This is a genomic window from Aeromonas jandaei, from assembly GCF_037890695.1.
Taxonomy (GTDB): Bacteria; Pseudomonadota; Gammaproteobacteria; order Enterobacterales; family Aeromonadaceae; genus Aeromonas; species Aeromonas jandaei.
The window spans coordinates 1,955,883-1,974,604 of record NZ_CP149571.1; the positions used below are offsets into that span (position 1 = coordinate 1,955,883).

The window sequence follows — 18,722 nt, forward strand, 5'->3', positions numbered from 1 at the left end:
TGAGGAGAGATATGCGTACGCTGAGTGAGCTCGATCTGAATCTGTTGATAGTGTTCAAGTATTTGATGCAGGAGCGCAGTGTGGCCGGTGCCGCCAAGCGCCTCTGTGTCACTCCATCGGCAGTGAGCAAGGCGCTGGCCAAGCTGAGAGAGTGGTTTGACGATCCCCTCTTCGTGCGGGTTCGGCAGGGGTTGCAGCCGACCAACCTCTCGTTGACCCTGGAGGAGGAGCTCAAGGTCTGGTATCAGCTGACCGACAGCATCACTTCGCTCAACAGCGAGGCGATCCCGGATGGTGCCCAATTCAGCCTGGTGATGGAGTCCCCCTTCTACATCAGCTTCCTGAGCGATTTGCCGATGACCATCTACGAGAAGTATCCCAACTCGGTAGTCAGGATGCTGGGCTGGGATCACCACTCCCTCAACGATATCGTCAACGGCGATGCCGACCTCGGTTTCTGTGCCCGGGAGACCTATGCCCGTTCGCATGCCAAGGTGAACCGGCTGCCCTATTACATCGATCACGAGGTGCTGTTCTGCGATCGGCCCGTGGCTTTCCTGCGCAAGGATCACCCCCTGCTCCAGCAGAAGTGGTCGCTGGAGAACTTTCTGGCCAGTCCCCAGGTCAGCATGGTGTGGGAGGCTAACGATACCTGGGCACTCGACAATCTGCTGGATGAGGAGGGGCTGCAGCGGGAGGTACCCATCATGGTCTCCAGCTTTGAACAGGCGCTGCACATTGCCGCCCAGTCGAGTCACGAGCTGATCGCGGTAGCCCCCTCCTATTGCGGTGGCTATGCGGCCAGACACCATGACAACTTGATCGCCATGCCGTTGCCGCTGCCGGAGAAGCTCTATCAGCAGTTGGAGATCGCTTTTATCCTGCTGTGGCACAAGCGGCACAATCAGGATGCCAAGGTTATGTGGTTGCGCAACGAAATACGGCGGCTCTATAACCGGGAGTCGGGACAATAATCGGCTCTATCGAACGGAGCCAAGGGCTGCGAGGTGACGAGCTGTTTGAGAACCAGGGAGGGTTTTCCATCAGCCGGATATTAGCGTCAGGGAACAAATCGATAACATCATTTCCAAAATGGAATTTTTCGACTTCTGTTTTTTCTATAGACGACCTGATTCTGTTTGTCACATACTGCCAAAAATAATAATGGCTTTTTATCTCATCGGGGAAAATCTGATGCAGATATAAAACCTCTAATAAAAAATACCAATAAACTGGCTTGCTTCGTCACTACTACCCTGCTTTTACATCCGGATGTTTTGCCTATGGCTCGCTATTGATAAATAGCGCCATTATTTAGTGTATTTTCATGACTTTCTGATATGTCATATCTACTCTGTTGCTGAGAGTGGGTTTTATATGACTATTGGAGTCCTCACTTATATCCTGACGAAATCTGATAAGGCAATGTAAATGATGAATGGCAAAGCTTGCATTATCGTTTTACTGACAGTGTTGAATTGTGGCTGTGCCAAACAGGTCATTGATATCAACGCATCACATATACATGATCTTGGCAAAGACAAGAACATGTCCTCAAAAGATATAACCAACCATTTTTTCTTTGCGGATATCGATGTCGGTTTGAATGACAAGATTGATGCCGCCTCTATCTGCAATGGTGTTGAGAATGTTGTCAAAGTCGAAACAAAAGTCGGCTTTCTTGACACTTTGTTAAGTGGTATGACGGGCGGGTTTTATACACCACGCTCGGCCAGAGTTTATTGCGCAGTATAAAAACAAAGGAGATATCAGGTGAGTCGACGGAATAATCTAGTATTGGCGAACGTATGTCTGGTCGCTCTTTACGGGTGCGGTGGAGGCTCTGATGAACAGAGTTCCGTAGTTAAGCAGAGTGGTCCGGCACCTCATGTGCAACTGACAGGTGTTAAAAATAATTCAGCACTCACAATGGCTCCGCGTAAAACTGATCATGTGCTCTATCGTTCCAGTCTTGCGAGGAATGATAGTCGCAGTGGAGAAACTGGATTTGTATTAAATTATATTCCCACTGTTATTAATGGACCGCAGTGGCATATTTGGGTTGATGATGACTCAACATCAACGGTATGGAGTATAAAGAAATCACCTGCCAAAGACACCTCTCTGCCAGAGTCAGTTATTCACCGCGTAAGTGTGACGATTGGCTCACCCACACTTTTAGCTGACAAAAGTGAAAGTGTTGCCGATGATAACAAAGTTAAAATACTTGATGATATCAGCCACTCTGTAAAAACACTGGACCTGTCCAGTGCCGGAACATCAATGTATCCCAACTGGTCTGGTAAAATGGCGTTAACCCAGATAAATACCCGTCATGTTGATACTGCTTCCTGGCATAAAAATAATGGACTTGGCACCGATATGTTGGGCAATGTGGAGACAACGCGCAACGGTGACAAAATCAGTATATCGATGGAGCTCCCTGCTGCGGGATGTACCTTGCTGGGGGAGGGGAAACCCTCGAACAGTATCAGAAAATTTGAACGATTTACTATTACCGGCTTTGATAAATGTGCATTTGACCCGGCAAGAGGATCAAACTGGACTCCGCGCGATTATCTCAATACCGGGGGATTGGCCAAAGCCAACAAGGATGGTGAGGTCGCTTATGCCACGACGTTTAAAAACGAGAGTGGGGCAGAGATGTTGATGGTTGGCTTCCCGGCTCTGGATGGCGTCATGTTCATGATGCAAAAGAGCTAGGAGAAAAGCAGGGGGACATGATTGTATTGGCGTAGATGGCTCGGCTTTTGCCGTTATCAGCCCTTGCTTGTCAGCCGGGGTTACCTCCGTGATGACCATCGGGTTGGCGGGTCGATACCATGCAAAAGCGGCCACCTTTGAACGTCTGACGAGAAGATAAATGCGCACACTGAGTGAACTTGATCTGAATCTGCTGGTGGTATTCAAGTACCTCATGGCTGAGCGGAGTGTTGCCGGGGCTGCTACACAGCTGAGTGTGAGCCCTTCTACCGTAAGCAAGGCGTTGGCCAAGCTGCGGGAGTGGTTTGGCGACCCGCTTTTTGTGCGCGGCCGCAAGGAGTTGCAGCCCACCAATCTGGCATTGACGCTGGATGAAGAACTGAAAGTCTGGTTCCCGCTGACCGAGCGTATCGCTGCGCTAAACAGTGATGCGATCCCAGATGGGGCAAGGTTCACGCTGGTGATGCAGTCGCCTTTCTACAACAGCTTGTTGAACGATTTGCCCATGATGATCCACGAGAAGTATCCCAACTCGGTGGTCAAGATGCTGGGGTGGAATCGCAACTCGCTCAGCGATATCGTCAACGGCGATGCCGAGCTTGGGGTCTGTGTGCGCGAGAGTTATAGCCGCTCCCAGCTCAAGCTCAGCAATTTGCCCTATTACATTGATCATGAGGTGCTCTTCTGCGACAGACCCGTGGTCTTCTTGCGTCAGGATCATCCTCTGCTTCGCCAGCCCTGGTCGCTGGAGAACTTTCTGGAGTGCCCTCATAGCAGCGTAGTGCTGGAGGTTCTGGAGACCTGGGGGCTGGATCTGCTGCTGGAAGATGAGGGGATGGCCCGCAAGGTCCCCGTGATGGTCTCGAGTTTCGAGCAGTCACTGCATATCGCTTCCCAGCCCGACAACGATCTGATTGCGGTGGCGCCCTCCTATTGCGCCGGACACGCGGCCAAATATCATCCCAACCTCATTACCATGCCACTGCCGCTGCCCGAGGAGCTTTACCAGCAGTTGGAGCTGACCTTTATTCTGCTCTGGCACAAGCGCCACAATCAGGATGCCAAGGTCATATGGCTGCTGAACGAGATCCGGCGGCTCTATCACCGGGAATCAAGGACGGCTGCCATCTGAAAAAGCCGGAGCATAGTGCTCCGGCTTTTTTATTTCATACGGGATGGTCTGGTCGTACAGTGAGGTTCGTGTGAGGACTTTCAAAGCACATGTCAGAGGAAAAATCACGTCTCAGGTGACCCTTGATGCAAGAGAAATAGTAATTCAGTTTCATTAGAAAATGTCATGATTGTTAGATTTTAAAGTGTGATCGACTAGCAAGTTCATTAGTTTCCAGTGACATAGCATAGCTCACCTTGGAATGACGGGGCTGGATTCATCTCCCTATTTCAATTTGCGACCCCTCTGGTGAGCCCGTGTCGCCCCTTGTCTGGTCAACCATTGTGAAATGCCGAGATGAAGGCCTGCTTTCATCTCACTGCCTGCTTTTATCTGGTGCAATCCGGAGTAGCTGGCTGGGCTTGCCACCGGATATTTCACTGATGGTGACCATCGCTATCTGAATAACAACAAGCAGCAATAGAGGCAGGTTAATGAATATGCATCCAGCAACAGCACCGACCGGGTTGTTACAACAGCCCAAACCCTTCTTCATGATATTTTTTGTCGAACTCTGGGAGCGCTTCGGTTATTACGGCGTGCAGGGAATTCTGGCGGTTTTCTTTGTACAGCAGCTGGGCTTTTCCCAAGAGCAGTCGTTTATCACCTTCGGCGCCTTCTCGGCGCTGGTATATGGCCTTATTTCGATTGGTGGTTATGTTGGCGACCATATTCTCGGCACCAAGCGCACCATGGTGCTGGGGGCGGTTGTACTGGTTATCGGCTATTTTATGACCGGCATGTCGATTTACAATCCTGACCTGATTTTCTATGCGCTCGGTACCATCGCGGTCGGCAACTGCCTGTTCAAGGCCAACCCGGCCAGTCTGCTCTCCAAATGTTATGCCCCGAAGGATCCGCGGCTGGATGGTGCTTTTACCCTCTTCTACATGTCGATCAATATCGGCTCGCTCATCTCCCTGTCGCTGGCTCCGGTCATTGCCGATCACTACGGCTATACCGTCACCTACAACCTCTGCGGTGTCGGGCTGGTGATTGCGCTGCTCACCTTCTTTGCCTGCCGCAATATGGTGAAAGATATCGGCTCCGAGCCGGATCATCTGCCCCTCAACTACGGTAAGTTGCTGATGGTATTGGCTGGCTCGGTGGTCATGGTCTTCTTCTGTGCCTGGTTGATGCACCACGTGGTGATCGCCAACATGGTGCTGATGACGGTGACTATCGCCGTGGTAATTGTCTTTTTTCGCGAGGCGTTCAAGCTCGACCCCCTGGGTCGCAACAAGATGTATGTGGCCTTCGTGCTGATGCTGGAGGCGGTGCTCTTCTATGTGCTGTACGCCCAGATGCCGACTTCACTGAACTTCTTTGCCATCAACAACATGCATCACGAGATGCTGGGCATGAGCGTCAACCCGGTCAGCTTCCAGGCGCTCAACCCCTTCTGGGTGGTGGTGGGTAGCCCGGTGCTGGCGGTGATCTATACCCGGATGGGCAGCAAGGGGCGGGATCTCACCATGCCGCTCAAATTTACCCTCGGGATGTTCTTTTGCTCGCTCGGTTTCCTGACTGCCGCTGCTTCCGGCTGGTGGTTTGCCGATGAGCAGGGGCTCACCTCGCCCTGGTTTATGGTGCTTATTTACCTGTTCCAGAGCATCGGCGAGCTGATGATCAGTGCGCTGGGTCTGGCCATGGTGGCAGCGCTGGTGCCGCAACGCCTGATGGGCTTTATCCTCGGGATGTGGTTCCTGACCCAGGCGATGGCATCGCTGCTCGGGGGCTATGTCGCCACCTTCACCGCCGTACCGCAAGGGGTTACGGATCCGCTGCTGACTTTGCCAATTTACACCGGCGTGTTTGGCAAGATCGGGATAGCGACCCTGATTATCGCCGTGGTGATGGGCCTGATGGTGCCCTGGCTGAACCGGATGATGAATGCCGCACCGCAGGAGGAAGAGGGGTTGCTGGCGCCGCAGTCACAGGCGTGACGGAGAGATAGATGCAAACAAGGCAGGGGCACACCCCCTGCCTTGTTGTTGATGGCTTAGTTGTACTGCTCTTCCATCCAGGCTTCGACGATCAGCTGCGCCGATACGCCGTCCACGCTGCCCTTCTCCAGCGCGCGATATCCACCCTGTTCGAAGAGGCGGGCACGAGCGTCCGTGGTGGTGAGTCGCTCATCCTTGAACTCGACCGGTTTGCCGAAGCGACCGTGCAGGCGGTTGCCGAACTTGCGGGCACGAACCGTGATCTCCTGATCGGTGCCATCCATGTTCAGGGGCAGGCCGACAATGAGCAGGTCAGGTTGCCACTCCTTGAGCAGCTTCTCGATTTCGTCCCAGTTGGGAATGCCGTCATTGGCCTTGAGGGCGCGCAAGGGACGGGCAGTGCCGGTCAGCTCCTGGCCGATGGCAACGCCAATGCTCTTGGTGCCGTAGTCAAAGCCCATGATACTGCGTGATGACATGAAAAAATCCTCGAAATGCAACGCAATATGCGTCGCAGGGGTTAGCTGTGGCCGACATCGCTGGATAGGTGGATCGGGTTAACCCCGATGCTGGCCGCAGCTTGTTGCCAACGCTTGTGGATGGGGGTTTTGAAGATAAGGTCAGGATTGGGAGGGATCACCAGCCAGGCGCCATCAACCAGCTCCTGTTCCAGCTGTCCGGCACTCCAGCCAGCGTAACCAAGCGCCACCAGCCAATGATCGGGAGCCTCACTCGTACCCAAGGTTTCCAGTATATCCTTTGAAGTGGTCACCATCATTTCGTCCCCCACCTGCATCGTGGAGCCGAAACCGGGGCGGAAGCTGTGCAGTACAAAGCCACGATCGGCGTGCACCGGCCCCCCTTGCACCACCGGCTGCTTGAGTTCCGCAACGGTCGGGGGCGTGAGCTTGAGCTGGGTCAGCATGGCATCCAGCGACATGTCCACCGGGATGTTGACCACCAGCCCCATGGCACCCTCTTCGCTGTGTTCGCACAGATAGACCAGCGAACGCTCGAAATAGGGATCGGAGAGGCTCGGCATGGCGAGCAGGAAGTGATTTTGCAGTGTTTGCATATGGGCCAAATATTGCAAAGGTATTTGGGTCAATTATGGCAGTTCGCCGAGGCGGGCAAAACCGCTTTTTACCGCTTGCGGGCCGGTTCCCCGCCAGAGTCAGGATGGAGATAACACCATGGAAGGTATTTCGATCAGACAGAAGTTGATCCTGGGCTGTGTGGTACCCCTGCTGGCACTGGTGCTGCTGGTGATCGGGGCTGTTCAGGCGATGTCACAGCTGATGGCTGGCATGAACAGCATGTATCAGGGGGAGGTGGTGCAGCTCAAGGAGCTCAAGCAGATCGCCGATCTCTATGCGGTCAAGGTGATCGATGCAGCCAACAAGGCCAATGTGGGGGGCTTTGACCCCGCCAGATCGCGCGCGGACATGAGCGCCGCCCAGCAGGATATCAAGCGCATCTGGCAGGGCTACCGCAGTCAGCCGATGAGCCAGGCGGAGCAGCGGGAAGCCGACCAGATGCAGGGGCTGTTTGCGGCGGCAGACCAGGAGATTGAGGCGGTGATGCAGATCCTGGCCGACATGCAGGGGAGCAATCAGGGCCAGCTGGCCGCCCATATCATGCCGCTCTATCGAGTGATCGACCCGGTCAGCGACGGGATCAGCGCCCTGGTGGAGTATCAGCTGAAGGAGGCCGAGAAGAACATGACCGAGCTCAACGGGCTCAGGGTGCAGCTCAACCGGTTGTTTGTCTTGCTGCTGGTGGTCGGCGGCGCCTGCATCCTGTTCTTCGGGGTGTGGGCCGGGCGCAGCGTCAGCCAGCCCCTGGCTGCCATGGGCGGGATCCTGCGCGGCATGCAAACGGATCTCGATCTGAGCAAGCTGGCGCCGGTGCTGCGCAAGGACGAGATGGGCGGGCTGGCCCACTCCCTCAACGACGTGATCTGCCATTTTCGCGAGCTCATCACCCAGATCAACGGCATGGCGGAGCAGCTTGCCAGAGAGTCGGCCCAGTTGGCCCATATCGGCGTCGAGAGCCGCCAGCGCTTTGCCCAGCAGCAGGCCGAGACCGATCAGACCGCGACGGCCATGAACCAGATGAGCGCGACCGTGGCGGAAGTGGCCAACAGCTCCAACAATGCTGCCGATGCGGCGCGCCATGCCGACGGGAGTGCCCGTCACGGTCACCAGATAGTGGCGGACGCCATCCAGTGCATGTCCGGGCTGTCGTCCCAGATCCAGAACACCGCTGCCATGATCACCCAGCTGGCCGATGACAGCCGCAATATCAGCAGCGTGATGGATGCCATTCGCGGCATCGCCGAGCAGACCAACCTGCTGGCGCTCAACGCCGCCATCGAGGCGGCGCGGGCCGGTGATCAGGGACGGGGTTTTGCGGTGGTGGCCGACGAGGTACGCACCCTGGCCCAGCGTACCCAGCGCTCCACCGAGGAGATCGGCAAGACCATCGTCAAGTTGCAGCAGGGGGCTACTCAGGCGGCGTCCAGCATGGAGCTGGGGCTGGATCAGGTGGAGCAGTCCAACCGCACCGTGCTGGCCTGCGGTCAGGCGCTCGGCGAGATTGTCAGCTCGGTCAACGTGATCAACGAGATGAATACCCACATCGCCACGGCGGCAGAGGAGCAGAGCAAGGTGGCCGAGGATATCAGCCGCAATGTGGTCAATATCGCCCACATCGCCAGCGAGTCGACACAGGCCGCCTCCCAGTTGAACCAGAGTTGCCACGAGCTGGAACAGCTCTCCAGCGAACTCAAGGTGAAGGTGGGGCAGTTCCGCTGTTGACGGGGAGAGGCAGGATAGAAAAAAGCAGGATAGAAAAGAGGCGGCCCCGGGGCCGCCTCTGTTGTTTATCGCCTGTAGTCGTGGCTGAGACAGCTCAAGCCTTGGCCAGCCGGCGCTCGATGGCATCCATCAGCATGCCGGTGATGTGTACGTCGAAGGCCGCTTCAATCTCGCGGATGCAGGTCGGGCTGGTGACGTTAATCTCGGTCAGCCGATCGCCGATGATGTCGAGGCCGACGAAGATAAGCCCCTTCTCTTTCAGCGTCGGGCCCACTGCACGGGCGATGGCCCAGTCGGCCTCGCTCAAGGGGCGTGCCTCGCCACGGCCACCGGCTGCCAGATTGCCGCGGGTCTCCCCCAGGGCCGGGATGCGAGCCAGGCAGTAGGGCACCGGCTCACCATCCACCACCAGCACCCGCTTGTCGCCATCCTTGATGGCGGGCAGATAGGTCTGTGCCATGCAGTACTGGCTGCCGTGAGAGGTTAATGTCTCGATGATGACGCCGACGTTGGCGTCATCCTCCTTCATGCGGAAGATGGAGGCGCCGCCCATGCCGTCCAGCGGCTTGAGGATGACGTCCTTGTGCTTCGCGTGGAAGGCGCGCAGCTTGTCGGCTCTGCGAGTGACGAGCGTGGTCGGGGTGTGCTCGGCAAACCAAGCGGTGTAGAGCTTCTCGTTGGCGTCGCGCAGGCTCTGCGGCTTGTTGACGATGAGGCAACCCTCATCCTCGGCCCGCTCCAGCATGTAGGTGGCGTAGATGAACTCGGTGTCGAAGGGGGGATCCTTGCGCATCAGGATCACGTCCAGGCTGGAGAGTGGCTGATCCACTACCTCGCCCAGGCTGTACCAGTCGGCATAGTCATATTTGACGGTGAGCGGACGCATGGTACCGAAGGCGCGACCGGCCTCCATGTAGAGGTCTTTCATCTCCAGATAGAACAGCTCGTAGCCGCGCTTTTGCGCCTCTTCGAGCATGGCGAAGCTGGAGTCCTTCTTGATATTGATGGCCGAGATGGGGTCCATCACGATGCCGAGTTTAATGGTCATCCGCTGTTCCTTCTTAATGGCTCGAGGGGGTTGTAGGGTCGATTAGCGCAGCGTAATCGGCCGCTTGCGGCTGCATCGAGGTTGCCATGGGGCTGATCGATGCGGCCGATGGTATCAAGCGAGATCGCCGAAGCGGCACTGCAGCGCAGTAATCGCCGTCAGGGCGGCGGTTTCGGTGCGCAGCACCCGCGGCCCCAGCAGCATCTCTTTGAAATCTTCCTGCACGGTACGGGCGATCTCGTCGCTCGACAAGCCCCCTTCCGGGCCGATCAGCAGGCGCACGCCGTGCTCGGGAACGGGCAGGGTGTTGATGCTGTAAGGGGCGCGCGGGTGCAGGTTGAGCTTGAGCTCCTGGGTCTCTTCCGCCAGCCAGGCGTCCAGCTCCATCGGCATGCGCACCTCGGGCACGGTATTGCGGCCGCACTGCTCGCAGGCGCTGATCACCACCTTCTGCCACTGCTCGCGTTTTTTCTCCAGCCGATCGGCCGGCAGCTTGACGCCGCAGCGCTCGGAGAAAAGCGGAGTGATGCAGGTGACGCCCAGCTCCACCGATTTCTGGATGGTGAAGTCCATCTTGTCGCCGCGGCTGATCACCTGACCGAGGTGGATGGCCAGCGGGGATTCCACCGAGTGGGTGTCGCAGCTGTCAATGGTCACTTCCACCGACTTCTTGCCCACATTGGCGATGGTGGCGGGGTACTGGTTGCCGTCGCCGTTGAACAGCTCGAGCTGCTGACCCGGCTGCATGCGCAGCACCCGGCCGATGTGGTTGGCACCGTCTTCCGACAGGGCGAGGGTCTGGCCCACCTGCAGGGCGGCCGGTTCATAGATACGTGGAATGCGCATGGCTCAGTGTCAGTCTCTGGTTCAAGAAGAGGGGGTTTAAATCCCTTGTGCCCATAGATGGGGTTATCGGCACTGCTTTTCAATAAAGGGGTTGGTATTGCCCTGCAGCTTGCCGATGCGGCGGTTGCGCTCGCATTCCCAGCTGTCGGCCGGGTACTGCCTGTCCCAGGCTTCGAACAGTTTACGCTGTTGCGCCGCCAGACGCAGCCCATACTGCTGGCTCATGTAGAGGTAGGCGCGGGCGATCTGGCCGCGTACCGGCCCCTTGGGCGGCTGCACCTGGCGATTTTTGAAGTCCACCAGCATCCGGCACTGGCCGTACTGATCCGGGGTGCCATTCCAGTCGGAGAAGCGGAAGTTGGCCCGATCACCGTTCACCTCGCCGATGGCGGGGAAGAGGTTGTGCATGTCCCCCTCCATCTGATTGAACTCGTCGCTCTTGCCGCAATTCTTGCGACCACCCTGCTGCCAGCACTGCAGCTGGTGGCCGAACTCCCAGGCCGGCACCACGTGTTCCCACTCGATGCGGGCGGCACGCTTGGGCTGCTTGCGCGGCTCATAGCCGCAGCTGGCCAGGCCCGGGCTCATTTTCTTGCCCTGATAGTCAATATTGCAGCCGCAGTAGAAGGTGACCGGGTGATCCTGATAGAGGCGGTTCAGATCCTGTTTGGCGGCGCGAAAAGTCTGGGCATGCAGGGGCAGACTGACCAGCAGGGTCAGGGCGAGAGAGAGCAGGGGACGAAACATGGTGATCCTTGGCAATGAGATGGTTGGCGGAAAAAAGCAGAGAGGCACCCTAGCACAGGGACGCGACACCGGCTGGCTTACTGCGACGAGCCAACCCGCTCCAGCGGCTGCTTGCAGCGGCGGCAGTGGTAGCGGGCCTCGCCACGCACCACCTTGTTGTGGCGGCGTACCGACAGCTGATGCTGCTGACAGAGGCAGCGATAGGGGATGGTGCGCTGGGCCAGAACCGCCAGATCGAAGCTGTGGGTGGTTCTGGGCTCAAGGCCGAACACCTCCCGCATCACCGATTGCCACTGGCGGCCGTGGGGTAGCACCCGCGATCTGCCGCGACCTTCCCCCCACAGGGCATAGACCAGCAGATGGGCCACCTCGTGAGGCACTACCTCGGCCAGAAACGCCTGCTGGTTGGCCTGAAAGAGGGCGGGATTGAAGCGCAGCTCCCAGGTTTGCAGCCGCGCCGATCCCGCCGCCCGACCGCGCATGTTGCAATGTACTTGCGGGCGGGGGAAGGTGCGGCCAAGGCGCGCTTCGGCCTGCACAAAGCAGGCGTCGACGCGTGCGAGCAGCTGCTGGTGCAGGGCGGGGTCGAGGCGGGTAGAGGTGGCAGACATCGGGTTCTCGTCAAATGGCGGATAAGCAAAAGGGGAGCCAGGCTCCCCTTTTATCACAACCGTGAACCTTACAGGCCAGCGGCAGAGCGCAGCAGCTCGGCCTTGTCGGTCTGCTCCCACGGGAACTCGTTGCGACCGAAGTGACCGTAGGCAGCGGTAGCCTGGTAGATCGGGCGCTTCAGATCCAGCATCTGGATCAGGCCGTACGGGCGCAGTTCGAAGTGTTCGCGTACCAGCTTGACCAGCAGATCCTCGGCGACTTTGGCAGTGCCGAAGGTTTCCACGCTGATGGAGGTCGGCTCGGCCACGCCGATGGCGTAGGAGATCTGGATTTCACAGCGATCGGCCAGACCGGCGGCAACGATGTTTTTGGCAACGTAGCGGGCGGCGTAGGCAGCAGAACGGTCAACCTTGGACGGATCCTTACCGGAGAAGGCGCCACCACCGTGACGGGCCATGCCGCCGTAGGTGTCGACGATGATCTTGCGACCGGTCAGACCGCAGTCACCCATCGGGCCGCCGATAACGAAACGACCGGTCGGGTTGATGAAGTATTTGGTGTCCTTGTTGACCCACTCGGCCGGCAGCACCGGCTTGATGATCTCTTCGCGTACCGCTTCAACCAGATCTTTGTGGCTGATGGATTCGGCGTGCTGGGTAGAGAGCACCACGGCATCCACACCGATGATCTTGCCTGCGTCGTCGTAGGCGAAGGTCAGCTGGCTCTTGGCATCGGGACGCAGCCACGGCAGGGTGCCGTTCTTGCGCACTTCAGCCTGACGCTTCACCAGCAGGTGAGAGTAGGTGATGGGGGCCGGCATCAGCACGTCGGTTTCGTTGGTGGCATAGCCGAACATCAGGCCCTGGTCGCCCGCGCCCTGCTCCAGCGGATCGCTGCGGTCAACACCCTGGTTGATATCCGGGGACTGCTTGCCGATGGCGTTCAGCACGGCGCAGGAGTCGGCATCGAAGCCCATGTCGGAGTGGGTGTAGCCGATGTCACGCACGGTATCGCGCACGATCTGTTCGATGTCTACCCAGGCAGAGGTGGTTACTTCACCGGCCACCATGACCATACCGGTCTTGACCAGGGTCTCGCAGGCAACGCGTGCCTTGGTATCTTGCTTGAGGATGGCGTCCAGCACCGCATCGGAGATCTGGTCCGCAATCTTGTCGGGATGGCCTTCGGAGACCGACTCGGAAGTAAACAGCTTTGCCATGATTTTAATCTCAGCTTGTCTGGGTTATCGCCACGGCAATAACCGGATGAATAGGACGGTGTAGAGGTATCTACATCTGGACGTCTATTTTAGTTAGCGCCCCCCCCGATTGCCAGCACTATTTTGTCGCTGTGTCGCAAGAAGGCCACTATTGGCTCCTTACTATCCCCAAGGGGATGGAAATCAAACGTTTGCGGTTGTTCTGTCTGGTCAAACGCCGCCAAGAAAAGCGATTGTCCTCCCAAAGCGGCTTTATTCGTCCAGATAACATTTGCACGCCGCGCGCCCTGCTGGGACAATAACGCGCCTTACATCTTGGCCATCAAATGAAGCAATCGCAGGAGATACAGATGCCTTCTCGTAAAGAGCTTGCCAATGCCGTTCGTGCATTGAGTATGGATGCCGTTCAAAAAGCCAACTCCGGTCACCCGGGCGCCCCCATGGGAATGGCGGATATCGCCGAAGTATTGTGGCGCAGCCACCTCAGACATAACCCGAACAACCCCAAGTGGGCCGACCGCGACCGTTTCATCCTCTCCAACGGCCACGGCTCCATGCTGCTGTACTCCCTGCTGCACCTCTCCGGTTATGACCTCTCCATCGACGATCTGAAAAACTTCCGCCAGCTGCACTCTCGCACCCCGGGTCACCCGGAGTATGGTTACGCGCCGGGCGTTGAAACCACCACTGGCCCGCTGGGTCAGGGCATCACCAACGCCGTGGGTATGGCGATCGCCGAGAAGGCCATGGCTGACCAGTTCAATAAGCCGGGTCACGACATCGTTGACCACTACACCTACGCCTTTATGGGCGACGGCTGCCTGATGGAAGGTATCTCCCACGAGGCTTGCTCTCTGGCCGGTACCCTGCAACTGGGCAAACTGATCGCGTTCTGGGATGACAACGGCATCTCCATCGACGGTCACGTAGAAGGCTGGTTCACCGACGACACCGTCAAGCGCTTCGAAGCCTACGGCTGGCACGTTATCCCGGCTGTTGACGGCCACAACCCGGAAGCGATCAACGCTGCCATCGAAGCCGCCAAGGCCGAGACCGGCAAGCCGACCCTGATCTGCTGCCGCACCATCATCGGTTACGGCTCCCCGAACAAATCCGGTTCTCACGACTGCCACGGTTCACCGCTGGGCAACGACGAGATCGCCGCTGCTCGCGCCTTCCTGAAGTGGTGACCACGCCCCGTTCGTTATCCCGGCCGACATCGCTGCCGAGTGGAACGGTCAGGAGAAGGGCGCCAAACTGGAAGCCGACTGGGCTGCCAAGTTCGCTGCCTATGAAGCTGCTCACCCGACCCTGGCTGCCGAATTCAAGCGCCGTACTGCTGGCGAACTGCCGGCCAACTGGGCTGCTGAATCCGCCAAGATCATCGAAACCCTGCAAGCCAACCCGGCCAAGATCGCAACCCGTAAAGCGTCCCAAAACGCACTGGAAGCGTTCGGCAAGCTGCTGCCGGAATTCATGGGCGGCTCCGCTGACCTGGCTCCGTCCAACCTGACCATGTGTGCCCGGTTCCAAGTCCCTGACCAATGACGATGCCTCCGGCAACTACATCCACTACGGTGTCCGCGAGTTCGGCATGTCCGCCATCATGAACGGTATCGCCCTGCACGGTGGTTTCATCCCCTACGGCGCCACCTTCCTGATGTTCATGGAGTATGCCCGCAACGCCCTGCGCATGGCCGCTCTGATGAAGCAGCGTTCCATCTTCGTTTACACCCACGACTCCATCGGTCTGGGTGAAGATGGCCCGACTCACCAGCCGGTTGAGCAGATCGCCTCCCTGCGTCTGACCCCGAACATGAGCACCTGGCGTCCGTGTGACCAGGTTGAATCTGCCATCGCCTGGAAACACGCCATCGAGCGTACCGACGGCCCGACCTCTCTGATCTTCTCTCGTCAGAACCTGGCCCAGATGGACCGTACTGCCCAGCAGCTGGCCGACACCGCCAAGGGTGGTTACGTGCTGAAGGATTGCGCCGGTACTCCGGAGCTGATCCTGATCGCCACCGGTTCCGAAGTGGAACTGGCCGTTGCCGCCTATGAGCAGCTGACTGCCAAGGGCCGTGCCGTGCGCGTGGTCTCTCTGCCGTCTACCGACGTGTTCGACGCCCAGTCTGCCGAGTACAAAGAGTCCGTCCTGCCGGCCTCCGTCACCAAGCGTGTGGCCATCGAAGCCGGTATCGCCGACTACTGGTACAAGTACGTCGGTTTCGGCGGCAAGATCATCGGTATGACCACCTTTGGTGAGTCTGCACCGGCCGAGCTGCTGTTCAAGGAATTTGGCTTTACCGTGGAAAACGTGGTTGCGACCGCTGAATCCCTGTAATAGCTGACCATTGGGCCACTCTGGCCCAATAGCCGGAAAATAAAACGCCCTCCATCGCAAGATGGGGGGCGTTTTGAATATATAAACACGATATTTTTGCACTATAAATAGTGTTTATGATTAAGCAAATTTTAAATTAAGCCAACTATGGCTACTATTACTTTATACGCTCGAGTTAGAAAGGAAAATGCAAATAACGAATTTGCATTCTTGGATAGAGATAACAAAAGTTTTAATTTGAAAAAAATTTTTCCTTCCGATAGTAAAAAAATCACGCTGGTTTTTGGTGATTTGTCCGTTGAAACAGAAAGAGGGGGAGCAGAGAATCAGCTTTATTTAAAAGCACCCAAGCGTTGTATTATTAACCACGAAAAAATAGAGGGAATGCCACAGAAAAAACTAGTTAAATATCTTGGACTGTCGGCTGACACTAGAGTTGGTTTTAATTTGCGCATCAGTGATGATGAAAAAGTTTTGTTTGCAGTGGGTTTTGAGTCAAATCGTTACTATACAGACAATGAGGAAATAAAGTTCCAAATTATAGACAAGAAAGTTTATAGGGAAATAATGTCAAGGCGAGGGCAATTCGCTTTTCGACAAAAACTTTTATCTAAATATAATAATAAATGTGCTATATCTGGATGTGAAACCATAGAAGTGCTTGAAGCTGCTCATATTATTCCCCATTCGGAGAGTCCATCTTATGATATCGGTAATGGAATTATATTAAGAGCTGATATTCATACACTATTTGATTTGTACTTGTTGTCAATTAACCCTGATACTGAAAAAGTTGAAGTTAGCAACCGCTGTTGCGGGCAATATGCTGGGTTTAGTGGTGTTTCAATTGACGTTATGCCAGAAAAGTTCTCATTATCTAAACATTACCAGCAGTTTTGTGAATTAAATTCATAAGTATATGGTAGCTCGTAGGTGCGACTAGCGAAGCGTAATCGGACGTTCGCGTTCTTTAAGACGATGCCATAAAAATAATGCCACCTACTGTTACCAAAAAAGAGACCGGCATATAGCCGGTCTCTTTTTTATTTCAACAAACCTTACGCTTGCGGCGGGGTGCTTTCGGCGTTGGACATCACCGCATCCATCTGGATTCGCGCGCCAGCGGGCAGCTCGCGCACCGCGATCACGGTGCGGGCCGGCAGGTAGGCCGGGAAGTATTTGGTGTAGATGGCATCCACCTCGGCCAGATCCGCGATATTGGCGAGCTGGATATTGACCTTGACGATATCGTCCATCACATGGCCGATGCTCTCCACAATCGCTTTGATATGGCTGAGGCACTGGGCGGTCTGCTCCCGCACGCAACCGGTCAGGATCTTGCCGGTAGCGAGATCAACCGGCAGCTGGCCGGCGATATGGTTGTAGTGGGAGAAGGCGACGGTCTGGGTATGCAGCGGGCTGCGCGGTGCCTTGTCGGTATTGCGCGGGCGGATCACCAGATTGTGTCTGTCTTCCACCAGTTGCGGCGGGGTGCCGTCACCGTGAGAGATGACCGCATCCATCTGCACCAGCGCACCCATGGGCAGGGCGGAGGCGGCAATCACGCTGCGGGCCGGCATATAGGCGGCGGCACGGGCAATGGCGGAGTCGGGGAAGAAGGTGGTGTACACCTCGTTGACGGCCGCCAGGTCGGCCAGATTGGTCAGATAGACGGTCACCTTGACGATATCGTCGAAGGGCACGTCGATCCCCTCCAGCACCGCTTTGATGTTGTGCAGGCACTGGGCCGCCTGCTCGCGAATGCCGCCGCCAATCAGAGCGCCGGATGCGGGCTCAACCGGCAGCTGGGCGCCGATATTGTTGTAGTGGGAGAAGGCGACGGTCTGGGTGGAGAGCGAGTCCTGCGGCGCACGGGCGCTGTTGCGGGCGAGCTTCACCAGCGGGCAGGGGGCCTGCGGGAAGGTGCCTTCGCCGTTGGAGATGAGCGCATCCATCTGCACTTTGGCATGCAGCGGCAGGCCCGCCACGGCCAGCACGGTGCGGGTCGGCAGGTTGCGCGGGAAGAACTCGCGATAGACCTCGTTGACTGCCTCGAGGTCAGCCATCTCTTGCAGGAAGAGGGTCACTTTCACCACGTCGTCCATCACATGGTCGATGCTCTCGACGATGGCCTTGATATTGGTGAGGCACTGTCTGGCTTGCGCCTTGATATCACCCTCGATCAGGGCGCCGCTTTTCGGGTCGACCGGCAGCTGGGCGGAGATATTGTTGTAGTGGGAGAAGGCCACGCTCTGGGTATAGGGGCCGATATGCTGCGGAGCATTGGGGGTATTGCGGGCCGACTTGATAATAGTGCCACTCATTGGGATACACCTCGTTGTAATCATCGTTATTGGGGTCAGGGGTTCCTCCCGCCAGCGACAAAAAATGTGGGCAGGGCGCGGCGATATAGCGCGCCCGGCAACCATTGCGGCACCAGAGGGGGAGAGGGTTCAGACAAGCGCGATTCTATGAACCGCAAAATAGCGATGCAAACCGGGATCGCGTTTCTATGAGATGGCTCAACGCCCTGAAATATATCTCCGGTGCGGATCAATTCAGGGATGATAAGAGGCATCTGGCGGCCATTTTTGGCGGTCTGCAGCGCGAGGCCCGCGCCAACGGTATTGGCGCCAGAAATAGGGGTGGCTGGCACTCAGGATAATTGCAAATTATTCAGGCTTGCTGGCAGCGCATTCATTTTTTGCCGCATAAATATCTATTTTTGCATTTTTATAAGCACTATCTGGCAGAGCAAAAATATGGTAGCCGCGGGATATTCAGGCCCCTGCAAAGATGTAACGGGAATATAATTCAGCGCTTTTGCATGGGGCCGGTGAAAAGGCTTTCCGGATATCCCGTGGCACGCCGCTGCAAGGGGCTCAACGCATCAGCCTTATTCCATGAATTTTCAGCAGCGCCGAGCCGGGCAAACGGGCTCGTTCAGACTCCCTTCACCCCTGCATGTCAGGATCGGCCACCGGCCCTGACCGCGCTTTCCCGACCGGTTGCCGTCAGGGCTCCCCGCTATTTTTGCACCAGTGAAATGGTGTTTCTGTTCTTTGTTACTCAGGTGAAACAATTTGAGCCTGCCATCGGGCGCACAACCCTGTGTTGTTGTGGCAGGCGACCCCTCCGGTTTTGCCCGTGATGACGGTGCAAGTGTTATGACTGTGCAGCGTTATGACAGTGCAAAGAGAGGAGAGGGCTTATTTAGCGCGGCCAGCGGGCCGGATACAACGGAAG

15 protein-coding genes and 1 pseudogene are annotated in these 18,722 nt (G+C 56.8%); 8 read left to right on the forward strand and 8 right to left on the reverse strand.

Annotated elements, in window-relative coordinates:
• The first annotated feature begins 11 nt into the window (after positions 1 to 11).
• The 5 genes from yidZ (WE862_RS09560) (at position 12) to dtpB (ending at position 5,841) form a co-directional block, all read left to right on the forward strand.
• Positions 12 to 974 carry an HTH-type transcriptional regulator YidZ gene (gene yidZ / locus WE862_RS09560; protein ID WP_042030275.1) on the forward strand — a complete coding sequence of 321 codons (963 nt, stop codon included), beginning with the start codon at positions 12 to 14 and terminating at the stop codon, positions 972 to 974.
• Between the two features lie 457 nt (positions 975 to 1,431).
• The gene (locus WE862_RS09565; protein ID WP_052448100.1) at positions 1,432 to 1,755 is read left to right on the forward strand and encodes a Bor/Iss family lipoprotein; all 324 of its coding nucleotides are present in this window, start codon (positions 1,432 to 1,434) and stop codon (positions 1,753 to 1,755) included.
• A gap of 18 nt (positions 1,756 to 1,773) precedes the next feature.
• On the forward strand, positions 1,774 to 2,724 hold the full coding sequence (locus WE862_RS09570) for a hypothetical protein (protein ID WP_156128673.1): 951 nt from the start codon (positions 1,774 to 1,776) through the stop codon (positions 2,722 to 2,724).
• Between the two features lie 160 nt (positions 2,725 to 2,884).
• A complete protein-coding gene (yidZ, locus tag WE862_RS09575) occupies positions 2,885 to 3,856 on the forward strand; it encodes an HTH-type transcriptional regulator YidZ (protein WP_042030278.1) in 972 nt (323 codons plus the stop codon).
• Between the two features lie 479 nt (positions 3,857 to 4,335).
• Positions 4,336 to 5,841, forward strand: a complete 1,506-nt coding sequence (gene dtpB / locus WE862_RS09580; RefSeq protein ID WP_042030298.1) for a dipeptide/tripeptide permease DtpB — start codon at positions 4,336 to 4,338, stop codon at positions 5,839 to 5,841.
• 56 nt (positions 5,842 to 5,897) lie between these two features.
• Here the strand turns inward: dtpB and ruvX are convergent, their stop codons facing one another.
• Entirely contained in the window at positions 5,898 to 6,320 is a 423-nt protein-coding gene (gene ruvX, locus WE862_RS09585) for a Holliday junction resolvase RuvX (RefSeq protein WP_033116074.1), read from the reverse strand.
• A 41-nt stretch (positions 6,321 to 6,361) separates the two neighbouring features.
• Entirely contained in the window at positions 6,362 to 6,916 is a 555-nt protein-coding gene (locus WE862_RS09590) for a YqgE/AlgH family protein (RefSeq protein ID WP_042030279.1), read from the reverse strand.
• A 118-nt stretch (positions 6,917 to 7,034) separates the two neighbouring features.
• On the opposite strand from WE862_RS09590, the gene WE862_RS09595 reads away from it, so the two are divergent.
• On the forward strand, positions 7,035 to 8,660 hold the full coding sequence (locus tag WE862_RS09595) for a methyl-accepting chemotaxis protein (RefSeq protein WP_042030280.1): 1,626 nt from the start codon (positions 7,035 to 7,037) through the stop codon (positions 8,658 to 8,660).
• Positions 8,661 to 8,754: 94 nt separating this feature from the next.
• On the opposite strand, the gene gshB is transcribed toward WE862_RS09595, so the two are convergent.
• The 5 genes from gshB to metK all read right to left on the reverse strand — a co-directional run bounded on the left by gshB (position 8,755) and on the right by metK (position 13,132).
• The gene (gshB, locus tag WE862_RS09600) at positions 8,755 to 9,708 is read right to left on the reverse strand and encodes a glutathione synthase (protein WP_042030281.1); all 954 of its coding nucleotides are present in this window, start codon (positions 9,706 to 9,708) and stop codon (positions 8,755 to 8,757) included.
• Between the two features lie 114 nt (positions 9,709 to 9,822).
• Positions 9,823 to 10,554: a 16S rRNA (uracil(1498)-N(3))-methyltransferase gene (gene rsmE, locus WE862_RS09605; RefSeq protein ID WP_042030282.1), complete on the reverse strand. Its 732-nt coding sequence runs from the start codon at positions 10,552 to 10,554 to the stop codon at positions 9,823 to 9,825.
• A gap of 63 nt (positions 10,555 to 10,617) precedes the next feature.
• Positions 10,618 to 11,301, reverse strand: a complete 684-nt coding sequence (locus WE862_RS09610) for an endonuclease (RefSeq protein ID WP_339058736.1) — start codon at positions 11,299 to 11,301, stop codon at positions 10,618 to 10,620.
• 77 nt (positions 11,302 to 11,378) lie between these two features.
• Positions 11,379 to 11,912, reverse strand: coding sequence for a SprT family zinc-dependent metalloprotease (locus WE862_RS09615; protein ID WP_042030286.1), 534 nt, complete (start codon positions 11,910 to 11,912; stop codon positions 11,379 to 11,381).
• 68 nt (positions 11,913 to 11,980) lie between these two features.
• Positions 11,981 to 13,132, reverse strand: a complete 1,152-nt coding sequence (metK, locus tag WE862_RS09620; protein WP_042030287.1) for a methionine adenosyltransferase — start codon at positions 13,130 to 13,132, stop codon at positions 11,981 to 11,983.
• Positions 13,133 to 13,482: 350 nt separating this feature from the next.
• Here metK and tkt point away from each other — a divergent pair.
• Together tkt and WE862_RS09630 are read left to right on the forward strand one after the other, a co-directional pair.
• A pseudogene (gene tkt, locus WE862_RS09625) lies at positions 13,483 to 15,476 on the forward strand (transketolase).
• Between the two features lie 147 nt (positions 15,477 to 15,623).
• Complete coding sequence (locus WE862_RS09630; RefSeq protein ID WP_082035424.1) at positions 15,624 to 16,391, forward strand: HNH endonuclease; 768 nt, start codon at positions 15,624 to 15,626, stop codon at positions 16,389 to 16,391.
• A 143-nt stretch (positions 16,392 to 16,534) separates the two neighbouring features.
• Here the strand turns inward: WE862_RS09630 and WE862_RS09635 are convergent, their stop codons facing one another.
• Positions 16,535 to 17,800, reverse strand: coding sequence for a RidA family protein (locus WE862_RS09635; RefSeq protein ID WP_042030289.1), 1,266 nt, complete (start codon positions 17,798 to 17,800; stop codon positions 16,535 to 16,537).
• Positions 17,801 to 18,722 lie beyond the last annotated feature (922 nt).